At 70.9% G+C, this 19,521-nt stretch carries 22 protein-coding genes, 1 tRNA gene and 1 pseudogene; 15 read left to right on the forward strand and 9 right to left on the reverse strand.

Annotated features, from left to right (window positions below; genetic code table 11):
* Positions 1-32: 32 nt before the first annotated feature.
* The 3 genes from ACGFY5_RS31795 to ACGFY5_RS31805 all read right to left on the reverse strand — a co-directional run bounded on the left by ACGFY5_RS31795 (position 33) and on the right by ACGFY5_RS31805 (position 2,292).
* Positions 33-227: a hypothetical protein gene (locus ACGFY5_RS31795; protein ID WP_392725623.1), complete on the reverse strand. Its 195-nt coding sequence runs from the start codon at positions 225-227 to the stop codon at positions 33-35.
* On the reverse strand, positions 224-1,030 hold the full coding sequence (locus ACGFY5_RS31800) for a MarR family transcriptional regulator (RefSeq protein ID WP_392726362.1): 807 nt from the start codon (positions 1,028-1,030) through the stop codon (positions 224-226). The genes ACGFY5_RS31795 and ACGFY5_RS31800 overlap by 4 nt, the downstream gene beginning before the upstream one ends.
* Before the next feature lie 104 nt (positions 1,031-1,134).
* On the reverse strand, positions 1,135-2,292 hold the full coding sequence (locus tag ACGFY5_RS31805) for an alpha/beta hydrolase family protein (RefSeq protein WP_392725626.1): 1,158 nt from the start codon (positions 2,290-2,292) through the stop codon (positions 1,135-1,137).
* Positions 2,293-2,432: 140 nt separating this feature from the next.
* Between ACGFY5_RS31805 and ACGFY5_RS31810 the strand changes: the two genes are divergently transcribed.
* The 3 genes from ACGFY5_RS31810 to ACGFY5_RS31820 all read left to right on the forward strand — a co-directional run bounded on the left by ACGFY5_RS31810 (position 2,433) and on the right by ACGFY5_RS31820 (position 6,374).
* A complete protein-coding gene (locus ACGFY5_RS31810) occupies positions 2,433-3,353 on the forward strand; it encodes a PrsW family intramembrane metalloprotease (protein ID WP_392725629.1) in 921 nt (306 codons plus the stop codon).
* Positions 3,350-4,717 carry a M20/M25/M40 family metallo-hydrolase gene (locus ACGFY5_RS31815; protein WP_392725631.1) on the forward strand — a complete coding sequence of 456 codons (1,368 nt, stop codon included), beginning with the start codon at positions 3,350-3,352 and terminating at the stop codon, positions 4,715-4,717. The genes ACGFY5_RS31810 and ACGFY5_RS31815 overlap by 4 nt, the downstream gene beginning before the upstream one ends.
* 73 nt (positions 4,718-4,790) lie before the next feature.
* Entirely contained in the window at positions 4,791-6,374 is a 1,584-nt protein-coding gene (locus tag ACGFY5_RS31820) for a peptide chain release factor 3 (RefSeq protein WP_392725634.1), read from the forward strand.
* A gap of 19 nt (positions 6,375-6,393) precedes the next feature.
* Here ACGFY5_RS31820 and ACGFY5_RS31825 read toward each other — a convergent pair whose 3' ends face one another.
* Positions 6,394-7,224, reverse strand: a complete 831-nt coding sequence (locus ACGFY5_RS31825; protein WP_392725637.1) for a helix-turn-helix transcriptional regulator — start codon at positions 7,222-7,224, stop codon at positions 6,394-6,396.
* Between the two features lie 120 nt (positions 7,225-7,344).
* Between ACGFY5_RS31825 and ACGFY5_RS31830 the strand changes: the two genes are divergently transcribed.
* Complete coding sequence (locus ACGFY5_RS31830; protein ID WP_392725639.1) at positions 7,345-8,181, forward strand: SDR family NAD(P)-dependent oxidoreductase; 837 nt, start codon at positions 7,345-7,347, stop codon at positions 8,179-8,181.
* Here the strand turns inward: ACGFY5_RS31830 and ACGFY5_RS31835 are convergent.
* Genes ACGFY5_RS31835 through ACGFY5_RS31845 form a run of 3 tightly spaced genes read right to left on the reverse strand, consistent with a single transcriptional unit; the run spans position 8,178 to position 10,597 of the window.
* Entirely contained in the window at positions 8,178-9,059 is an 882-nt protein-coding gene (locus ACGFY5_RS31835) for a TIGR03854 family LLM class F420-dependent oxidoreductase (protein ID WP_392725640.1), read from the reverse strand. The genes ACGFY5_RS31830 and ACGFY5_RS31835 overlap by 4 nt on opposite strands.
* Positions 9,056-10,027 carry an SEC-C domain-containing protein gene (locus ACGFY5_RS31840; RefSeq protein ID WP_392725641.1) on the reverse strand — a complete coding sequence of 324 codons (972 nt, stop codon included), beginning with the start codon at positions 10,025-10,027 and terminating at the stop codon, positions 9,056-9,058. The genes ACGFY5_RS31835 and ACGFY5_RS31840 overlap by 4 nt, the downstream gene beginning before the upstream one ends.
* A 54-nt stretch (positions 10,028-10,081) precedes the next feature.
* A complete protein-coding gene (locus tag ACGFY5_RS31845) occupies positions 10,082-10,597 on the reverse strand; it encodes a hypothetical protein (protein WP_392725642.1) in 516 nt (171 codons plus the stop codon).
* A 114-nt stretch (positions 10,598-10,711) separates the two neighbouring features.
* On the opposite strand from ACGFY5_RS31845, the gene ACGFY5_RS31850 reads away from it, so the two are divergent.
* Positions 10,712-10,785: transfer RNA gene (locus ACGFY5_RS31850), tRNA-Met, on the forward strand.
* Positions 10,786-10,880: 95 nt separating this feature from the next.
* Positions 10,881-12,074: a cytochrome P450 gene (locus tag ACGFY5_RS31855; protein ID WP_392725643.1), complete on the forward strand. Its 1,194-nt coding sequence runs from the start codon at positions 10,881-10,883 to the stop codon at positions 12,072-12,074.
* 6 nt (positions 12,075-12,080) lie between these two features.
* Here the strand turns inward: ACGFY5_RS31855 and ACGFY5_RS31860 are convergent, their stop codons facing one another.
* Positions 12,081-12,290 (reverse strand): F0F1 ATP synthase subunit C, encoded by a 210-nt coding sequence (locus ACGFY5_RS31860; RefSeq protein WP_392725646.1) that lies wholly within the window; start codon positions 12,288-12,290, stop codon positions 12,081-12,083.
* 81 nt (positions 12,291-12,371) lie between these two features.
* Between ACGFY5_RS31860 and ACGFY5_RS31865 the strand changes: the two genes are divergently transcribed.
* From ACGFY5_RS31865 to ACGFY5_RS31905, 9 genes are all read left to right on the forward strand, one after another.
* Positions 12,372-12,830, forward strand: a complete 459-nt coding sequence (locus tag ACGFY5_RS31865; protein ID WP_392725648.1) for a hypothetical protein — start codon at positions 12,372-12,374, stop codon at positions 12,828-12,830.
* Entirely contained in the window at positions 12,755-13,255 is a 501-nt protein-coding gene (locus ACGFY5_RS31870) for a hypothetical protein (RefSeq protein WP_392725649.1), read from the forward strand. The genes ACGFY5_RS31865 and ACGFY5_RS31870 overlap by 76 nt, the downstream gene beginning before the upstream one ends.
* Before the next feature lie 166 nt (positions 13,256-13,421).
* The gene (locus tag ACGFY5_RS31875) at positions 13,422-14,255 is read left to right on the forward strand and encodes an alpha/beta fold hydrolase (protein WP_392725652.1); all 834 of its coding nucleotides are present in this window, start codon (positions 13,422-13,424) and stop codon (positions 14,253-14,255) included.
* Positions 14,248-14,781, forward strand: coding sequence for a TetR/AcrR family transcriptional regulator (locus ACGFY5_RS31880; RefSeq protein WP_392725655.1), 534 nt, complete (start codon positions 14,248-14,250; stop codon positions 14,779-14,781). Before ACGFY5_RS31875 ends, ACGFY5_RS31880 begins: the two co-directional genes overlap by 8 nt.
* Positions 14,782-14,814: 33 nt before the next feature.
* Entirely contained in the window at positions 14,815-15,357 is a 543-nt protein-coding gene (locus ACGFY5_RS31885) for an RNA polymerase sigma factor (RefSeq protein ID WP_392725658.1), read from the forward strand.
* On the forward strand, positions 15,354-16,190 hold the full coding sequence (locus tag ACGFY5_RS31890; protein ID WP_392725660.1) for a hypothetical protein: 837 nt from the start codon (positions 15,354-15,356) through the stop codon (positions 16,188-16,190). The genes ACGFY5_RS31885 and ACGFY5_RS31890 overlap by 4 nt, the downstream gene beginning before the upstream one ends.
* Positions 16,187-16,852, forward strand: a complete 666-nt coding sequence (locus ACGFY5_RS31895) for a hypothetical protein (protein WP_392725663.1) — start codon at positions 16,187-16,189, stop codon at positions 16,850-16,852. The genes ACGFY5_RS31890 and ACGFY5_RS31895 overlap by 4 nt, the downstream gene beginning before the upstream one ends.
* A complete protein-coding gene (locus ACGFY5_RS31900) occupies positions 16,849-17,616 on the forward strand; it encodes a hypothetical protein (RefSeq protein ID WP_392725665.1) in 768 nt (255 codons plus the stop codon). Before ACGFY5_RS31895 ends, ACGFY5_RS31900 begins: the two co-directional genes overlap by 4 nt.
* Entirely contained in the window at positions 17,613-18,491 is an 879-nt protein-coding gene (locus ACGFY5_RS31905) for an ABC transporter ATP-binding protein (protein WP_392725667.1), read from the forward strand. The genes ACGFY5_RS31900 and ACGFY5_RS31905 overlap by 4 nt, the downstream gene beginning before the upstream one ends.
* Positions 18,492-18,947: 456 nt before the next feature.
* Here the strand turns inward: ACGFY5_RS31905 and ACGFY5_RS31910 are convergent.
* Positions 18,948-19,375: pseudogene (locus tag ACGFY5_RS31910) on the reverse strand (DUF6082 family protein).
* Positions 19,376-19,521 lie beyond the last annotated feature (146 nt).

The raw sequence follows: 19,521 nt of genomic DNA on the forward strand, positions 1-19,521 counted from the left end.
ACACGTCGCTGCCAGCCCCTCTCAGCGCGCTGTCAGCGCCCGGTGCGGCGTGCCAGGCCGTCGACGATCAGCGCCATCCGGGCGTCCTTCTCCGGCACACCGGAGGCGACGAGGAAATTCAGCTCGTGGAGCCCCCGGGCGAAGTCTCCCCCGCCGGGAATCGACCCGAGCTCGCCGCGCGGTTCGCCACCGAGGACCGGGGCGGCGACTGCCGACCTATGCGTCACTGTGACCCGACCGCCACCAGCGCCGCGGTGATCGGCTCGAGCTCGGTGACCAACTCGTCCAGCTCGGCGGCGGAGAGAGCGTCGTACGGCGGGGCGGCAAGCTCGTCGGTGAGGTCCTCGATGCTCTGCTTGGTCTCGCGGCCGGCGTCGGTGAACCGCCCGTCGGCGTCGATCAGCCCGCGCTTGCGCAGGCCGTCCATGACCGCGGCCAAGCGCTCCGTCGGCAGGTGATGGATGCGCCCGAACGTCTCCGCCGGGTAGATGCCCAGGTCGAGCGCGGAGAGCACGTGCGCCTCCGTGCCTCCGATGCCCGCCCCGACGAGAGCCGCGACGTGCCCGTCCCCGCGGTGCTCACGGAGCACCGTCGCGGAGTGCCACAGCCGGGCGACCGGGTCGCTCGGCAGCGGCAGCGTGCGCATTCCGGCGTACATGACCCGGCCCGCGGTGGGCGCGCTCGTCGCGGCCTTGGTGGTCAGGTCGGCGGCGCGCACCAGGCCCGGGGAACCGGCCAGCTCCTCGCCGAGGATCCGCCGCACCGACGCCGCGCTCCCCCGCTCCCGCGCGGCGACCGACGCCTTGGCCGGGATCGTCTCCCACGCGCTCGGGATGTGCCGGGCGGCCTCGCCCTCGGCGAAGCTGTAGAACGCCGCGTGCACGACCTCCGCCGACACCCGCCCCAGCGGCGCGGCGCGGCTGGCGAAGTAGCCGTCCCAGTAGGTGCGGTGACCGAGCGCGGCCATCTCCTCGTTGCACTCGTCCGCGAAATAGGTGACCAGACAGATCGGCTCGAGCAGCTCGAACATGCGACGGGCGGTGCGGCTCACGGTGTGACTCCCTCTGCTGGGTGACTGTTCACCCCCGCTACGAACACGGCCACCCCGATCGGACACCTCCGTCCGAATTTCTTTCAGCCCACGGGCCGCAGGTCCGGGAACTGCGGCGCGGGACGGCGGATCCCCCGCAGGTGCTCGTCGAAGAACGCCACCAGGTACGCGCGCTGGGCCGCGAGCATCCCGGCCGGGTCGACGGTGCCGATGAAGCCCGCCCGGGCAGCCGGTGGGATGCCGAGCACCTGGTCGAGCTGGGGCAGCACCGTCTGGAGGTCGGTGTACGAGTAGTGGCCGGCCAGCGGTGCGTTGACGTCGAGCTTCTTCCCGGTCGAGCGGGTCCAGAGCGACCGCCACGAGGGGTTGGTCCGGTGCGTCTGCGAAGCCCCTGCGCCCATCAGCAGGAACGGCCGTTCCAGCCCGGTGGTGGCCACCCGCACGAAGTCGCCCTCGGCGTACTGCAGCGTGCCGTCGAGATCGACGCCCGCCCGGACGCGACGGTCGACGCGCATGGTCTCGAGTGCCTCGATGCCGCCGGCCGAGTGCCCGAACATGCCGACGTGGTCCAGGTCGAGCAGGCGTCCGAGCGCTGTGTGTCCGCGGCGAATCCGGGCGAGTTCGTCCAGCACGAAGCGGGTGTCCTGGACCCGCACCGCCAGGGCCTTCTTCAGCCGCTCGGGGCTGGCGGGAGGGAGTTGCTGGCCGGTCACCCGGCCGTCGGGGAACGCGATCGGCGCGTTTTCGTAGGTGTGGTCGACGGTCACGACGACATATCCGCGGCTGGCCAGTTCCTGCGCCATCGTGGTGCCGAGGACCCGAGGGACACCGAAGCCCGGTGAGTACAGGACGACGGGCCTGGCGCCCACTGTGGTGGCGGGCGGTGCCGCCACGTACCCGTCGGTACGGGGGCCGGCCCAGTCGACGGTGCCGGGCCGGATGACGTCCAGCGCCCCCGACTTGTCCAGGGTGGCGGCCACCGCCGGCTGCAGATACGGGGCGCGCGGGCCGGTCGCGGTGGCCGCCGGGTACCAGATGCTCGTCATGAGCTCGCGGGTCCGGCCGGCCACCCACGGGTCGGGGCGCCCCTCGTCGACCAGGTGCAGATCGACGACGCCGACCGGGGACCGGCCGGTCGGGTGCGGAAGCGTGAACGTGGCCGGCTGGACCGCCGACGCCGCAGCGGGCAGCGCGGTGACGGCGAGCATCAGCGCGGCGGCGAAGAGCGTGGAGATTCGCATGCACCGAACCTCGCCGTCGGCGTACCGCGGCCACCATGGACGAACGGCAGCCGGAGCCCTCACTTTCGACAGTGAATGCGACGTTTCCCGCGGCCGACCTCGGGAAGCCAGGCCCTCGACCACCCCGAGGAGGGCATGCCATGACAGCGTCGTTACGTGGATCCCGCCGCCGGCGGCCGTGGGTGCGGGTGGGGCTCACCGGCCTCGCGCTCTGGGTCGCCACCGTGGCCGTCACGGTGCTGACGAGCAACACCAACCTCATCCCCACCGTCGTCCTGCTCGGCAGTTTCCTGGTTCCGGTGACGTTCGTCGTCTGGGCGTGGCAGCACACCGACACCGGCGAACTCACCGCGGGTCTGCTGTTCTCCACGTTCGTGGTCGGCGGCGTGATCGGCATCCTCGGCGCCTCGGTGCTCGAGTCGTTCCTGCTGCGGCCCTCGTGGTGGCTGTTCCTGGGTGTCGGCGCGATCGAGGAGGGTGTGAAGCTCGCCGCGCTGGCGTTCGTCACCCGCCACCTGGCACACAAGAGCGTGCGTGACGGCATGATCCTCGGTGCGTCCGTGGGGTTCGGGTTCGCCGCGTTCGAGTCGGCCGGCTACGCGCTGACCGCCCTCTTCACCACCGACGGCCTGTCACTGGCCGCGCTCGTCAAGACCGAGCTGCTCCGCGGGCTCCTCGCCCCGGTCGGCCACGGCCTGTGGACGGCGCTCGTCGGCGGAGTGCTCTTCCGCGCCAGCTCCCGCCACCGCTTCACGCTGACCGGGCGGTTGCTCGCCGCCTTCGTCGGCGTCGCCCTGTTGCACGGGCTGTGGGACGCCATGCACAGCATCGCCGTCCGCGGGACGCTGATCCTGACGCGCGGCGAGCAGTACACGCCGACGAACAGCGGCTGGCTGGTGCAGCCGAGCGCGGCGCAGGCCCGGCTGATGCCCGTCCTGGAATGGGCGGGCCTCGGGCTGATCGCGCTGATCGGCGTCGTCTGGCTGATCGTGGAGTGGCGTTCGGCGCGCCGAGCCGATCCGACCGTGTCTCCCCGCCTGAGCTGGAACATAGCGGTATGACCAATATTTCCGACTTTCTCGGTGCTCATCGGGCCCGGATTCTCGACGAGCTCGTCGGGTGGGTGCGGCTACGGTCGGTCGCCGGACTGCCGGAACACGAGATCGACCTGCGCCGCTCGGCGAACTGGCTGGCCGGCGCGCTGCGTGACGTCGGGTTCCCGGTCACGGACGTCTGGGGACCGCCGAGCGCTCCCGCCGTCTATGCGGAGTGGTGCGCAGCCCCGGGGGCACCGACCGTGCTGATCTACAGCCACCACGACGTCCGCGCCGTGAAGGACGACGAATGGGAGGAGACGCCGCCGTTCGAGCCGACAGTGCGCGACGGCCGCGTCTACGGCCGCGGAGCTTCCGACGCCAAGGGCCAGGTGCTGGCCCACCTCTGGGGCATCCGCGCCCACCTCGCCACGACCGGACGGGACGCGCCGGCCGTCAACCTGAAGTTTCTGGTCGAAGGCGAGGAAGAGGTCGGCAGCGGAACCCTGGAAGACCTGATCGAAGAGCATCGGGATCGTCTCGACGCGGACCTGGTCGTCTTCTCCGACACCATGCTCTGGCGCGCCGACCACCCGGCGGTCTGCACGAGCGCCCGCGGCATGGTGCTGGCGACGCTGCGCGTGTTCGGTCCACTGCGCGACATCCACGCGGGCGCGGTCTCCGGACCGGCGCCGAACCCGATCATCGCTCTCGCGCAACTGCTCGGGAACCTGCTCGACGACAAGGGCCGAATCACGCTGCCCGGCTTCTACGACGACGTCGTCGAGCCGCCCGACGGGGTGCGGGAAGCCTACGCGGCGCTGCCGTTCACCGAGGAGGACTGGCTGACGCGGTCGGAGAGCCGCACGATCGCCGGCGAGCAGGGCTACAGCGTGCTCGAGCAGCTCTGGGCGCGCCCCGCCGTCGAGGTGATCGGCATCATCGGCGGCGACCCGATCGGCGTGCCCCGCAGCGTCGTTCCCGCCGAGGCGACAGCGCTCGTGAGCTTCCGGATCGTCCCCGACCAGACCGTCGCGGCCGTCGCCGACCAGATCCGGCGCTGGGTCGCCGAGAACCTCAGTAGTGCGGTCGAGTACGAGCTCACGGTGTCGGAGGAGACCGGGCAGGAGCCCTACCGGATCGCCGACGACCACCCTGCCGTCCTGGCGCTGGCCGACGCGATGGAGGACGGGTTCGGCAAGCGTCCCGGGCGGATGGGTAACGCCGGCGGCGGCCCCACCGAACTGCTCGGCAGGACGCTCGACGCACCGGTCGTCCTGTTCGGCACCGGGTTGCCCGAGGACCGCTGGCACGACAGCGACGAACGGATCTCGATCGACGTCCTGCTGGCCGGCGCGGCCACCCTGGCCTCGCTGTGGACCCGGCTATGAGCCGGATCTGCCGCACCCGCGTACCCTGGCCATTCGGTATCTGGTCAGCGAACGTTCTGGAAGTAGGGATTTGGTGTCCGACCCGGACGTCGTCATCCAAGCCCGCCGCAGGCGGACTTTTGCCGTCATCAGCCACCCCGATGCGGGAAAGTCCACGCTGACAGAAGCGCTGGCGCTGCACGCCGACGCCATCACGCAGGCCGGGGCGGTGCACGGCAAGGCGAGTCGCCGTGGCGTGACCTCCGATTGGATGGAGATGGAGCGCGAGCGCGGGATCTCGGTCACGTCGGCCGCGCTCCGCTTCACCTACCGGGACACGGTCCTCAACCTCGTCGACACGCCGGGCCACGCCGACTTCTCCGAGGACACCTACCGGGTCCTGACCGCCGTCGACTGCGCCATCATGCTGCTCGACGCAGCAAAAGGCCTCGAACCACAGACACTGCGCCTGTTCGACGTCTGTCGGCACCGCGGAATCCCCATCGTGACGTTCATCAACAAGTGGGACCGGCCCGGCCAGGACGCGCTCGGGCTGCTCGATGCCGTGGAGGAACGCCTCGGGATCCGCCCGACGCCGATCACCTGGCCGGTCGGCATCGCCGGTGAGCTCGACGGAATCATCGACCGTCGCCGTGGTGACGAGGTCGTCGGGTTCTCGCGGGCCGCCGGTGGCGTCACCGCCGCGGAGGAGAGCGTGCTCGACCCCGCCACGCTGCGCGACAACGCGGCCTACGGCACGGCGGTCGAGGAGCTGGACCTGCTGAGCAGCGTCGGCGCCGACCACGAGCCGGACGACTTCCTGGCCGGCAAGACCACTCCGGTCTACTTCGGCAGCGCGGTCTCCAACATCGGGGTGCGTCACCTGCTCGACGGCATCGTCGACCTGGCGCCCTCCCCCGGCCCCCGGCCGACCGCCAACGGCTCGACCCGGGCCGTCGAAGCGGACTTCTCCGGCGTCGTCTTCAAGGTGCAGGCGAACATGGACCGCGCGCACCGCGACCGGATCGCATTCGTACGGGTGTGTTCCGGCCGGTTCGACCGGGGCATGCAGGTCGTCCACGCCACCACCGGTCGCCCGTTCAGCACGAAGTACGCCAGTTCGCTGTTCGGCCAGGAGCGCTCGACGCTCGACATCGCCTACCCGGGTGACGTCGTCGGGCTGGTCAACGCCTCCGCGCTCCGCGTCGGCGACACGCTCTACACCGGCCGCGCGGTCACCTTCCCGCCGTTGCCCGCGTTCGCGCCCGAGCACTTCGCCGTGCTCCGGCCGAAGGACCTCAGCCGGGTGAAGCAGTTCCGGCGCGGTGTCGTCCAGCTCGACGAGGAGGGCGTCGTCCAGGTGCTGGTCTCCGACCGGCGCGGTGAGCAGGCGCCGGTACTGGCTGCAGTCGGACCGATGCAGTTCGACGTCGCGCTGCACCGGCTGGCCCAGGAGTTCGGCGCACCCGGTGTCCTCGACCCGCTGCCCTACCAGCTGGCCCGCCGCACCGACGCGGCCGGCGTGCCCGCGCTGGAGAGGGCACCCGGCGTGGAGGTGTTCACCCGGACGCGGGACGGAGCGCTGCTCGCGGTGTTCCCGTCGCCGTGGCGGTTGTCGTCGGTGACCAAGGACAATCCGAACGTCCGGCTCGACGACATCCTCGACAGTTCGTCCTAGGCGTACCGGGGTGGTCACGTCACCCGCTGAACAGGCCGAGCAGGCGCAGGTTCTCCTGCGAGGGGCTCCCCGGATCCGCCGTGTACACGAACAGCGTCTGATCGTCGTCGCCAGGCAACTCGAGCGCCTCGTACCGAAGCGTGATCGCCCCGGCCACGGGGTGCATCATGCGCTTCACCCCATGGGTGCGCTCGTGCACCCGATGATCACTCCACCACTTCGCGAACTCGGAACTCTTGATCGTGAGCTCACCGACCAACTCGTTCAGCTGCGGATCATCCGGAAACCGCCCGGCGTAGAGCCGAACCGTCCCGACGACCTCCGCAGCCACCACCGGCCAGTCGAGGAACGCATCGCGGGCAGCGGGATCCAGGAACATCCACCGCGCGTAGTTCCGGTGCCGCGGCACCAACCGCCCCCACTCCGTGAGCAACGCGTCAGCCAGCGCGTTCGACGCCAACACATCAGTCCGGCGCCCGAGAATCAACGCCGGTTGCTCGGTCATCGACGCGATCATCTGCCGCATCGCCGGCCGAACCCGCTGCACCGGTAGCTTCCCGGCCCGGCTCCGCCCCGGACGAGCCAGATCAGCCAGGTGCGCCCGCCCCGCGGGCTCCAACTGGAACACCCGGGCCAACGCGTCCACGACCGCGTCCGACGGCTTCTGGTGCCGTCCCTGCTCCAACCGCGTGTAGTAGTCGACGCTCACCCCGGCCAGCTGCGCGACCTCTTCGCGCCGCAGCCCCCGCACCCGCCGCCCGTGCGGCGGATCCAGCCGCGCGATGCCGACCGACTCCGGCGTCGTGCCGGCTCGGCACGTCCGCAGAAACTCGCCCAGGTGATCCGCCACACCCCGATGATCGCTCGCCGATGCGCCGAGACCCAGAGGCTGGGTGGGCATGCCGTTCCCCGGTACGGCTGGGCCAGCTCACCCGTGGTCCGGGAACCGGCGCGATCGCACGATCGAACCATGAATCCACGAACCTGGTTCGTCACCGGCACCTCCCGCGGCCTCGGCCTGGAACTGGTCAGCCAGCTCCTCCGCCGCGGCGACAACGTGGCAGCCACCACCCGCTCGATCGAGCGACTCGAGAAGGCGCTGGGCCCGATCGACAGCTCCCGTCTCCTCGCCCTGGAGCTGGACCTCGTCGACGAATCCGCTGTCACCGCGGCGATCGCGACCACCGCCGAGCGGTTCGGCGCGATCGACGTCGTCGTGAACAACGCCGGCTACGGCTTCCTGGGCGCGGTCGAAGAGGTCACCGACGCCGAAGCCCGGCAACTGTTCGACGTCCAGATCTTCGGTGTCTGGAACGTCCTGCGCGCAGTGCTGCCGGCGATGCGGACGCGCGGCAGCGGCCACATCGTCAACATCTCGTCGATCCTGGGTCTGACCGCGTTCCCCGGCTGGGGCCTCTACAGCGCCGCCAAGTTCGCGCTCGAAGGGCTGACCGAGTCGCTGGCCGCCGAGGTCTCCGAGTTCGGCATCGACGTCACGCTCGTGGAGCCCGGCTACACCCGAACCGACTTCCTGCGCGGCTCCTCGATCGGGCTCCCGGTCACGACCAAAGACGGTTATGACGCCATCCGCGACATGACCGAGGCGCACCTGGCGATGCCCGGCACCCAGCTCGGTGACCCGGTCAAGGCCGCGGCAGCGATCATCGACGTCGCCGTGTCGGGCAAGGCGCCGCTGCACCAGCTGCTCGGTTCGGACTCCTACGGCCTGGCCAGGGCCAGGATCGAGTCGCTCACCAACGACGTCGAAGCCGGACACGCGCTGGCCCTCACGACCGATATCGCCTAGGTCTCGAGGGGCTTGGCGTAGTCCATGAACTCGTCGAGGAACGCGTCCCACCGATCGAGCGCCACGACCGGGTAGAGCACGAACTTCGTGATGCCGACCTCGACGTACCGCCCGATCGTGGCCGTGATCGCCGGCCAGCCGACCGGCACCAGCTCGGCCGGATCGACGTCCGGCCGGCGGGTACGGATCGCGGCCGCGGTCTCGGCGGGCAGCGAGCCGAACGCCACCGGCAGGCTCAACCCGAAGTGGTCCTGCTCGATGGCCCGCCCGGCCCGCTCGGCGGCCGCGTTGATGCTGCCGATGCCGGCCGCCGCCTCCGCGACCGTCTGCCTGCTGGCGAGCCACCCGTCACCGAACCGGCCGACGCGTTCCAGGGCCGCCGGCACCGCGCCACCCAGCCAGATGTCCGGCGGGCGGACCGGTCGCTCGCCCAGCCCGATGTCGTCGAACGAGAAGTAGTCGCCGTGGAAGGTGACGGCGGGCTCGGCCAGCAGGCGCCGCACCACGGTCAGGGCCTCGTCGAAGACCGCACCCCGCTTCCCCGGCGGCACCGGGAACGCGCCACGCTCGCTCGCACGGGCAGGCCCGAGACCGACAGCGGGTAACACCCGCTTGGGCGCGAGCAGTGCGAGCGTGGCGAGTTCCGCCGCGAACAGGATCGGGTTCCGGCCGGGCAGCACGACCACACCGGTGCCAACCTTCAACCGCTCGGTGCGGGCCAGGGCCCACCCCATGCCGGTCATCGGGTCCACCGACGGGGCCGAGAGCTGCTCGGAGAGCCAGAGCGAATCGACGTCCAGCTCTTCGAGCCGGGCCACCAGCCGCGCCAGTGCTCCCGCCGGCAGCGTGCCGGTGCCTACCCCGATCCGAACTTTCACCCGCGTGAACGCGGCAGGCAGCACTTCTTGTACTTGTTGCCGGAGCCGCACCAGCAGGGGGAGTTGCGCTCGGGCGGCCAGCTGATGTGGTCGGTGCTGGCGCTCACGTAGTCCGCCCGGGTCTTCGCGTCGGACGGGTCACCCGCCGCTTCCAGGCCGGCCACCGTGCCGGGCACCAGCACCACGTCCGGACCCGAGCGCCGGACCAGCTCGCGCTCCAGGCGGGCGCGGTGCTCGTCCCAGTCCGCGCCGTACACCTCGGTCAGCGCGGGGAAGCGCGTCACCAGCGTCTCGAACTCGGCCTGCGGCCAGAACAGCAGGTCGTCGGACGACCCGGCAGCGGCCGCCTGCGCGTTGGCGTTGGCGAGCTTGGTCTCGAGCCGCTCGGCGAGCACGTCGTGCGTGTCGTGCTGGCGGCCGAGGGCGTGGCGGATGCGGTGGCGCTGCTGCAGCAGGAAGAACAGCAGGCCGGCGTCCTCCGCGCTGGTCGGCTCGGGGCCCTCGCGCTCGGCGAGCACCTCCTGCACGGCCTCGGTCAGCCATTCCTCGGCCAGCCGGGCGCGTCCGCCGACGGCCAGCGCCACGCTGATGTAGGCCGGCGCTTCCGTGTCCTGGGTCAGTAGCGGGCGCAGGGGCTCGATTTCGGCGAGCGCCTCGTCCTCGCGGCCGGCGCGGAACAGGAGCCGGGCCCGGAGAGCACGCGCGGCCGCGGCGGGGCCGTCGTCGCTCTTGCCGTAGGTCTCCAGGGCCCGGTCGACGTACCGCAGACCGGCGTCGAGCTTCGAACGGCTCTCGGCGATCTCGGCGGCGAGCACGAGCGCGGGCCCGGCATCGTCCGGGTCGGACAGGCGACCGGCGTCCACGGCGGCGGCCAGCTCGGCGGCGATACCGAGCGGGTCGGCCGCGCCCAGCGCGGACTGCCGGATCTCTGCAAGGTCTGTGCTGGTCAGATCAGCTTTCAGCGACACGCCGCAACCGTACTTCGTCCCATGCGTTTCTGTGACCATGACGCCGGCCCAGTTTCACCGCCCCCGGAGCCGGCCGGTCTCCGCCATGAACTCGCGGATCGGCTGGGCGAACGGGCGGATCGTGAACAGCAGCACCGGAGCGGCGGTGATGATCGCCGCACTCCACAGTGCGACTGCGACCCACACGTTCCCGTTCCCGCCGGGGAGGACTTTGAACGTGTAGTTGATCGCGCTGCCCACCACCACGACCGCCAGTACGACGGTACGCGGCACGAGCCGCAGGGCGGTCTCCTCGCCGATCCACACACCGCGCAGGACGCCGGCGTAGATCACCGCCAGTGCCAAGAAGCAGATCCCGATGAAGATCCCGCACGCCCCGCCGAACAGGGCTAGAACGCCGAAGGCACCCACGAGCACCGTGTTCAAGGCCATCGCGCCGGCGAGCAGGACGGCGCCGGTCGGGCGCGGCGCGACCGGTCCGGAGGGTGCGGTGAGTAAGAACTGCACGTTCTCGACGACCGACACCACTCCGCGCTGGTTGGGGGGCGGCGAGGGATACGCGGGCGGCATGAGGCAAGACGGTAGGTGCTTCCGGCAACCAAGTGCATTCGGATGGCGACTTTCAGCCACGCCCGAAGCGGATTTGCACATCCGGGAAAGAGCGAGCTAACGTTGGGCACACAGCGCGGGGTGGAGCAGCTCGGTAGCTCGCTGGGCTCATAACCCAGAGGTCGTAGGTTCAAATCCTGCCCCCGCTACCGCTGAAGCGGCCCGGACGATCATCGTCCGGGCCGCTTCGCGTTGTGCGTGCCGCCAAGAGCAATTCGCACCCCAAAGGGTGTAAATCTGGCTTATGAGTCAGTCGACGCTGCGCCGCCCGCCGGAACTACCCATGTACATGGCGCGGAACGGCTTCGATCCGGTCCCCGACCTGATCGATGCTCCCCGCGTGTGTCAGGTCCGGACCCCGTTCGGCGTCGACGCCTGGCTGGTCTCCCGGCGCGACGACGTCCGCGAGGTGCTCTCCGACACCGCGCGGTTCAGCAATGCCCGACGGCTGCGCGACTTCCCCGGCTTCGAGGACCTGGACGACGACGAGCTCGCCCGGCTCCGTGCGGGCAACCTGCTCAGCTTCGACCCGCCGGACCACACCCGCCTGCGCCACTTCCTGACCGCGGAGTTCACCGTCCGACGCATCCGCGCGCTCGAACCGCGGGTGCGCGAGATCGTCGACGAGCACCTCGACGCGATGGAGCACAGCGGCCCACCCGTCGACCTGGTGGAGGCGTTCGCGCTACCGGTGCCGTCGCTGGTGATCTGCGAGCTGCTCGGCGTCCCCTACCGCGACCGCGACGGGTTCCAGCAACGCACGCGTGACCTGCTGGACGTCAGCAAACCGCCGAAGGAGCGCCGCCGGCTGGGCGACGAGTCGCGCGCGTACATGGCGTCGCTGGTCGAGCGGGAGCAGCGGAACCCTGGCGACGCGCTGCTCGGTTCGCTGATCCGCGAGCACGGCGACGACCTCTCGACCGACGAGCTCATCGGCATCGCCGGACTGCTGCTGATCGCCGGGCACGAGACCACCGCGAACATGCTCGGGTTGGGTACGCTCGCGCTGCTCCGCAACCCCGACCAGCTCGCGCGGGTCCGGAACGACGACGAAGCCGTCGCTCCGGCGGTGGAGGAGCTGCTGCGCTGGCTCTCGATCGTCCACACCGGCGCGTTCCGCACCACGGTGACCGACGTCGAGTTCGGCGGCACCCGGATCCCGGCCGGAGAGATGGTGTTGTGCTCGCTGGCGGCGGCCAACCGCGACCCCGCCACCGCCGAGCGCCCCGAACAGCTCGACGTCAGCCGCGGCGAGATCGGTCACCTCGCGTTCGGGCACGGCGTGCACCACTGCCTGGGAGCGTCGCTCGCCCGGATCGAGCTGCGGATCGCCTACCCGGCACTGTTCCGCCGATTCCCGGGCTTGCGTGAGGTGCACGCCGAGTTCCGGGCGTCCCACGCGATCTTCGGGCTCGAGAGCTGCGAAGTGGCGTGGTGACGCCGGTCAGCTCGGGATCGCGAACGCCAGCCCGATGCCGATGATCGCCAGCGCCTCGGCGAGCGCGAAACCGAGGATCGCGATGCTCTGCAGCGTGCCGCGGGCCTGCGGCTGACGCGCCACGCCGGCGATGTACGCGGCGAAGATCAGGCCGATCGCGATGCCCGGACCGATGGTGGCCAGGCCGTAGCCGACCATGTTCAGACTGCCTTTCATGGGGCCCACCCTTCGTTGACCGCTGACACCCCTTCATCGAAGGAAAGCCCCGAACGGTTCTCGGCGGCCCATACTCTCCGCGTGGGAACCCATCGACGGCAGCGTCAGGTGGTGCACGGGAAGACGGTCCGCTGGCGGACCGAGCTGCATCTCGGCGACGATGGTCGGACGCGCGTCGGTTGGCTGCACGTCTCCCCCGGTCGTGCCGTTTGGCGCAGCATGTTCGGCCGGACCCGGGTCGACCTGTCCGGCGCCCGGGTCCGCGCGGTCAGCGGAACTGTCGTCGACGACGAGACGGTAGGCGACACCGACCTCCGTCTGACGCTGCCGGACGGCGGGCGGGTGCGGCTCGGCCTCAAGCGCGCAGACGCGGTGACGCTGCTCGCGGCGCTCGCGGCCTGGGCACCCGCGGCCGAGCCCGCCCCACCGGCGTGGCGTCGGTGGCCGGTCGTCGTGCTCGTGGCGTGTGGCACCTGGCTGCGATCTGGGCACTCAACGGCACGATCGTCGATACGGACTGGACCGTCGTCAGCGCTCTGATCGGGGTGCCCGCCGGCCTGGCGGGGCTGGTGGGCGTCGCGTTCGACCTGGGTGACCGGCGCGTCCCTCGCCGGAGTTTGCCGGTTCCGGACAGCCCGGTCGAGCCGGAGCTGCCGCCGCTCACCGAACCGTCCTTCGACGAGTTCGGCCCGTACGTGGCCCGCCAGGTCAGGCCGTACGCGTGGCTGAGCCCACGACGTGCGCGCGGCGTCCTGCTGCGCCCGAGTGGGTGGGAAGTCCTCGATCGCCTGAAGGCGCCGGGTTTCCTGGCGGCCTTCGTCACCGGGATTCTGCGTCCGTCGGAGGTGACCGGCATACGAGCGCTGCGCTGGATCCCGCCGGCCCGCTCCGGCTCCGCGCCCACGAGGGCGTATTCACGTTCGAGCACGACTCCGCGCTCGCGCTGCTGGCCGCCGGGCCGGTGACGCCCGTGGCGTCCACCGAGCTCGAAGCGCTGCTCGACTCGGCCCAGTCCCTCCGCCGCGAGTCGAAGCGGGTGGCGGCCGGGTATCGCGCCGCGCCCGGTTGACAACCAAAGCTAAGCGCATTAGCTTTTAGCTAAGCGCATTAGCCAACACCACGGAGGTTGTCATGACCGAGTTCCTCACCGTCGACGGCGGCACGATCGCCTACGACGTCACCGGCACCGGCCCGTTGGTCGTGCTCGCCCACGGAATGGGCGACAGCCGCGAGTCGTACCGCTTCGTCGTCCCCCAGCTCGTCGCCGCCGGCTACCGCGTGGCCAACGTCGACCTCCGCGGTTGCGGCGAGTCCAGCGCCGTCTGGTCCACCTACACCCGCACCGACATCGCCGGTGACCTCCTCGCGGTCGTGCGCCGGCTCGGCGGCCCGGCCGTGCTCGTCGGCCAGTCGATCTCCGGTGGCGCGGCCACCGTCGCCGCAGCGCGGGCGCCCGAGCTGGTCGCCGGCATCGTCGAGCTCGCACCGTTCACCCGCGCGCAGGCGATCAGCCTGGGCTCCCTGCGGTCGAAGAGGTACCGCAAGGGCATGGTCCGGCTGGTGCTGATGGCGGTCCTCGGCAGCACGAAGTGGTGGCACCGCTACCTCGACCACGCCTTCCCCGGCCGCAAGCCGGCCGACTGGAACGCCCAGCTGCGCACCAACAAGGCCATGCTCGACGAGCCCGGCCGGATGAAGGCGCTGCAGAAGATGGGCCAGACCCCGGCCACCGACGCGGGCGAGCAGCTGGGCAACGTCCGCTGCCCCGTGCTGATCATCGAGGGCTCGCTCGACCCCGACTGGACCGACCCGCGCTCCGAGGGTGAGGCGATCGTCGCCGCGCTACCGGCCGGGCTCGGCACGGTCGAGGTGATCGACGGCGCGGGCCACTACCCGCACACCCAGTACCCCGACGAGACCGTCGCCCTCCTGCTGCCGTTCCTCAAGGCCCACGTCGGTGCCTAGGGTCGGGCTCGACCCGGCGGCCGTGGTCGCGGCCGCCGCCGGGCTCGCCGACGAGGTCGGGCTCACCAACGTGACGATGGGCCTCGTCGCGGAGCGGCTCGGGGTGCGCGCGCCGTCGCTGTACAAACACGTCAGCAATCAGGCCGACCTCAACCGGCGGATCGCCGACCTAGCACTGACCGAGGTGGGCGACGCCCTGCGTGACGGGCTGCAGGGCCGTTCCGGCCGGGACGCCCTCGCGGCCGCGGCCCACGCGACCCGGGCGTACGTACTCGAGCACCCCGGCCGCTACGCCACGCTGGTGCGGATCGACGACGACCGGGCGCTCGGTTTCCTGACGGCGGCGCTGGCCGGGTACCACCTCGACCCGGCCGACACGGTGCACGCGCTGCGCCTGTTCCGGAGCCTGTTGCACGGCTTCGCGGTACTGGAAGCCGCCGGTGGGTTCCAGCTCGACACCGACCTCGACGAGAGCTTCGCCTGGCTGGTCGACTTCCTCGACCGGGGTCTGCGCTCTGCGGTGTGAACCTTTTCGGTCCGGGCTGCTACTCAGGACTTGATGGAAGACCGCGATCTGCCCCTGCTGACCGCCGTTGCCCGCGGTGACCAGCGCGCTCTCGAGGAGCTGTACGAGCGGCACGGCCAGGCGCTGCTGGCGTACGCCGTCTCGATGCTCGGCGACTCGTCGACCGCGCAGGAGGCCGTGCAGGACACGCTGCTGGCCTGCTGGCGGCAGGCGTCCGGCTTCGCCCACCGCTCCACCGTCCGCACCTGGCTGTTCGGCATTGTTCGACGTCAAGCGCTGGGTCGGTTACGGCGGCGGACGGAGCCTCCGGTCGACACGCGCGAGCTGGCAGTGGCCGATGCGGCGCCGGGGCCCGAGCGGTTGGCGTTGGCGCGGGCGGAGGTCGCGGAGGTGCGGGTCGCGCTGCGAGGGCTGTCGGATCAACACCGCGAGGTGCTGTGGCTGGCGTTCGGGGCCGAACTCCCGCAGGCGGGGATCGCCGAGGTGCTCGGGATTCCGGTCGGCACCGTGAAGAGCCGTCTGCATCTCGCCCGCGCCGCCCTGGCCGCTGCCCTGCCCGAGGAGGCACGCCGATGACGCACCCCACCGATGATCTCGACGCCGAATCCTGGCGCGTCACCGCCGCAGCCATCCGCGCCGAAGCCGCAGCCATCCCCCCACCCGGGCGGGAACTGTTCGCGGCTGTTGCCGCGCGCATCGCCACCACACCGCACCCCGCCGCGGCACAGCCCGGCGCCGGGGATGCAGCGCAGCCAGTGCCCGGCTATGGCGTCCCAGCTCGCCGGCTGGGAAGGCGGCCAGGGGTGGCGGTGCGGCTCGTGGGGGCGCAGGTGCGGATCTTGCCGCGGGCGGTATGGCCCGCTACTGCGCTGGTGCTGGCGCTCGGCGTCACGCTGGCGGCGATCGGCCCGGACCAGCGGGCGGCCGACCTGATCGGACTGATCGCCCCGCTCGTCGGGGCACTGGCGCTGGCCGCGCTCCCGGCCAACGACCCGGAGCTCACCGTCGCCTCCGGCACGTCGACCCGAACCGTGCTCCTCGCCCGGCTCGCCGTGCTCTCGACCTGGACCGCTGGTCTCGCACTCCTCGCCTCGCTCGTCCTGAGCAGCAACTCCACGCTGGCCACCCTGGTGAGCAGCTGGCTGGGCCCCTTCGCGCTGCTCAGCGCCGTGAGCGTCGTCGGCGCCGTACTCTGGCGCCCAACCGCCGGCGTGTCCGCCGCCGTCGCCCTGTGGGGACTGCGCTGCGTCACCAGAACCCCGGGCGCCTGGGAACCACTGGTCACCGTCGTCGACCGCTGGTGGACGACCGACGTCACCGTGTTGGCCGTGGCAGCAACCCTCACCGCGGCAGCAATCGCCCTCGCCCCGGTGAACCTCCGCCACCCACGGAGCTACTCAGGAGCATGAGACCGCTCCCCCTCTGGCGACACGAACTCAGCCGCACCGGCTGGGCGACGCTCGTCACGCCCCCGCTCGCGCTGATCGCCCCGCTGGCCCTCACCGCGCTCGGCGGCGCCGACCGGCACCGACTTCTCCTCGTCGGCCCGGAGGCGGTACTGCCGCTGGCGGTCTCGCTGGTCGCGGTGAGCATCGTCGCCCGTGATCCGGTCACCGAGCTGCACCTGACCCTGCCCACCCGCTTCCGCGCGACGCTGCTGCGTCGGCTGGGCCTGCTGCTCCTGGTCGCCGGCCTGGCCGCCGCCGCCTACTGCGCGATCCTGCTCGCCGCCGACGCCTGGGCCGGGCCCCCGCTACCCCAGGGCGCCCTGCTGTGGGTCGCTCCGATGCTGGCGCTCACCGCACTCGCCGTCGTCGTCGGGGGGCTCACGCGCAGCGTGTCACTGGCCACCACCGCGGTCGGCGGCCTCTGGCTGCTCGAGCAGCTGTTCGTCAGCACGTTCACCGAGCACCTGTCCTGGCTCTATCTCTTCCCCACCCTGCGGCTCGGGATCGGTCCGGACTGGACCGGAAGCCGCCTCACGCTGCTCGCGGTCGCGGTGGTCGTCGCCGCCGGCGCCGCATGGGCCATCGGCCGCCCCGAGCAGCTGCTCACCGAGGAGGACCGATGATCGCCTGCGCGCGCTACGAGTTCGTGATGCAGATCCGTAAAGTGTCGCTCTGGATCGCGCCGATCGTTCTCGCGCTCGTCCTCGTCGTCCTGCAGGGCGACCGCGGACCGCTGCACGCCGGAGACAACGCCGACATCCGCCGGGTCATGGCCGGCTGGGCGATCCTGTTCGGCTTCCTGGTGCCGATCGCCGCCGGAATGGTCCTCGCCGACCGGGGCGTCCGCGACCGCAGGCTGCACGTCGAACCGATCCTGGAGAGCCTCCCGGTCGGGTTCGGCACGCGGCTGACCGGCAAGTACCTCGGGTCGGTCGCGGCCACCGCGGCCCCGTCGCTGCTAGTGCTGCTGGCCGCCGGCGCCTACGAGGCCGTCACCCGCGGCGCGCCGCTCGCCCTTGGCTGGGCGGTCGTCGCGTTCGTGTTGGTGACGCTGCCCGGCCTGCTGTTCGTCGGCGGGTTCGCGCTGGTGTGCCCGCTGCTGATCTCCGCGCCGCTGTTCCGGGTGTTGTTCCTCGGTTACTGGTTCTGGGGCAACCTGACCTTCCCCGAACTCATGCCGACGCTCTCGGGCACACCGCTCGCGCCGGTCGGTGACTACGCCGCGAGCTGGTTGATGGGTGCTCCCGCGCTCTACACCGGGGCGGGCGGCGCCCTGCGTCCCGACGTCAGCGTCGCGACCGTCGCGCTCAGCGTCGTTCTTCTCGTCCTCGGCGGCGTGCTGCCGCTCGTCATTCGGACCGCCATCCGCTGGAGGGACCTCCCGTGAACGCCATCGAGATCACCGGCCTCACCCGGCGCTTCCGCCGCGTCGAAGCCCTGCGCGGTGTCGACCTGACCGTCCCCGGCGGAATGTTCGGGCTGCTCGGCAGCAACGGCGCGGGCAAGACGACGCTCATGCGCACGCTGGCCGGCGTGATCCGCCCGACGTCGGGGACGGTGATCGTCGGCGGCCACGACGTCACGAGCCGGGACGGGCGGCTCGCCGTCCAGCGTCGGCTGGGGTACCTGCCGCAGGACGTCGGTGTGTATCCGGACCTGTCCGCCGCGCAGTTCCTCGACTACGTCGCTCTGCTCAAAGGTCTGGACGACACCGCCGCCCGGCGCCGGCAGGTCTCGGAACTGCTGGAGACCGTGGGGCTGTCCGACGTGGCCGGACGTCGGCTGAAGGGCTTTTCCGGCGGTATGCGCCGACGCGTGGGCATCGCCCAGGCGCTGCTCGGGGACCCGGCGCTGATCATCGTCGACGAGCCGACCGCCGGACTCGACCCCGAGGAGCGGATCCGGTTCCGCACGCTGCTCACCACGATCGCCGCGGGCCGCACCGTGCTGCTCTCGACGCACATCGTGGAGGACGTGGCCCAGACCTGCGGTACGACCGCGGTGATGGCCGCGGGCCGGGTCGTCTACACGGGACCGGTGTCGGACCTGGTCGCCGCCGGTGAGGGCCGTACCTGGGAGGTCACGCAGGCCGGACCGCTCCCACCGAGCGCGGGCACCGTGGTGTCCGCTGTCGCGCTCGGCTCCGCTGTCACCTACCGCGTCGTCGCCGCCGAAGCGCCCACTCCGGACGCCGTTCGGGTCACGCCGAACCTGGAGGACGGCTACGTGGCTCTGATGCACCAGGCGCGCGCAGCCGCCTGATATCGACAGGTTCTCGGGCCTACGCCGCCTTCTCGGGCCTACGCTCGGGCGTCGTAGGCCCGGGAATCTGTCGTAGGCCCGAGAACTCGCTGCTATCAGGCGCCCTGATCCGGTAGCCGACCGCCCCGTGACGGCCGGCCATTCGTCGTGTCCCCGCTGTCTCGCGCCGCCCGCATCGTCTTCCGACAGCATCGAGGGACTTCAGTACATCGGGCGCCGTTTTGTTCAGATCGGCTTATCCATGGGCGCGAGCCAGGACGTCGCCATGGACGCCGCCAACGACACCTTCCTGGACGTCTGTCGTCGGTGGGCAGAACTGGAGGATCCGCGCGCATATGCGCGCACGCTGATTCGACACAAGATCTGCTGCGGAATTCACAGAACCCTGATCTGCATCTCACCTTTCGTCCGGAGAGCTGGGCAGAGTTTCTCGACATACTCCGAACGCGCCATCGATCATCCAGCGCGCTGCTTCGGGAACCCCCGCGGCTTGTACGGTCGGCGCGATGCGCGCCCGTACTCTCCGGCGAAGATCCCGCGAAGAAACTCCTCCCGTAAGTCTGTTTGATCCATCTGGCCCACGGTGAATCTCGATGCGGCGTAATTGAACCAGAGTTGTGTGTAGACTCGCCGCTTCACCGCACGACGGTCGAGAGACTTGGACCCGGAAATAACCGGGGCGAAGGTGGCCGGACCGTCGATGACGTATGCAACAAGTTATGGTGCAGATCGCGCTCGATCCGCACCATCGTGAGTTCGCGCTGACGATCTTGATGCGCAGTCTGTTTGCGCTGCTCGGAAAGTGTTGCGATCACCCCGATGAGTGCGCAAGTCGACAAGAGAGCAGACGCCACACCGTAGGCTTGTCCGATGTTGCCTGCCACACCCCAGTCGATCGGGAACCAGCGCGCGAGGGCCTCGAGCAACAATGGTGAGGCCGCTACCAGCCAAAACCCGATGATAATGACGAGAACTCCGAAAAAAAACTGGCCTCTTCCGCACCATTAGTCACTCCTGGAAGGCGATGAAG

The organism is Cryptosporangium sp. NPDC048952 (assembly GCF_043197895.1).
In the GTDB taxonomy this organism is placed as follows: domain Bacteria; phylum Actinomycetota; class Actinomycetes; order Mycobacteriales; family Cryptosporangiaceae; genus Cryptosporangium.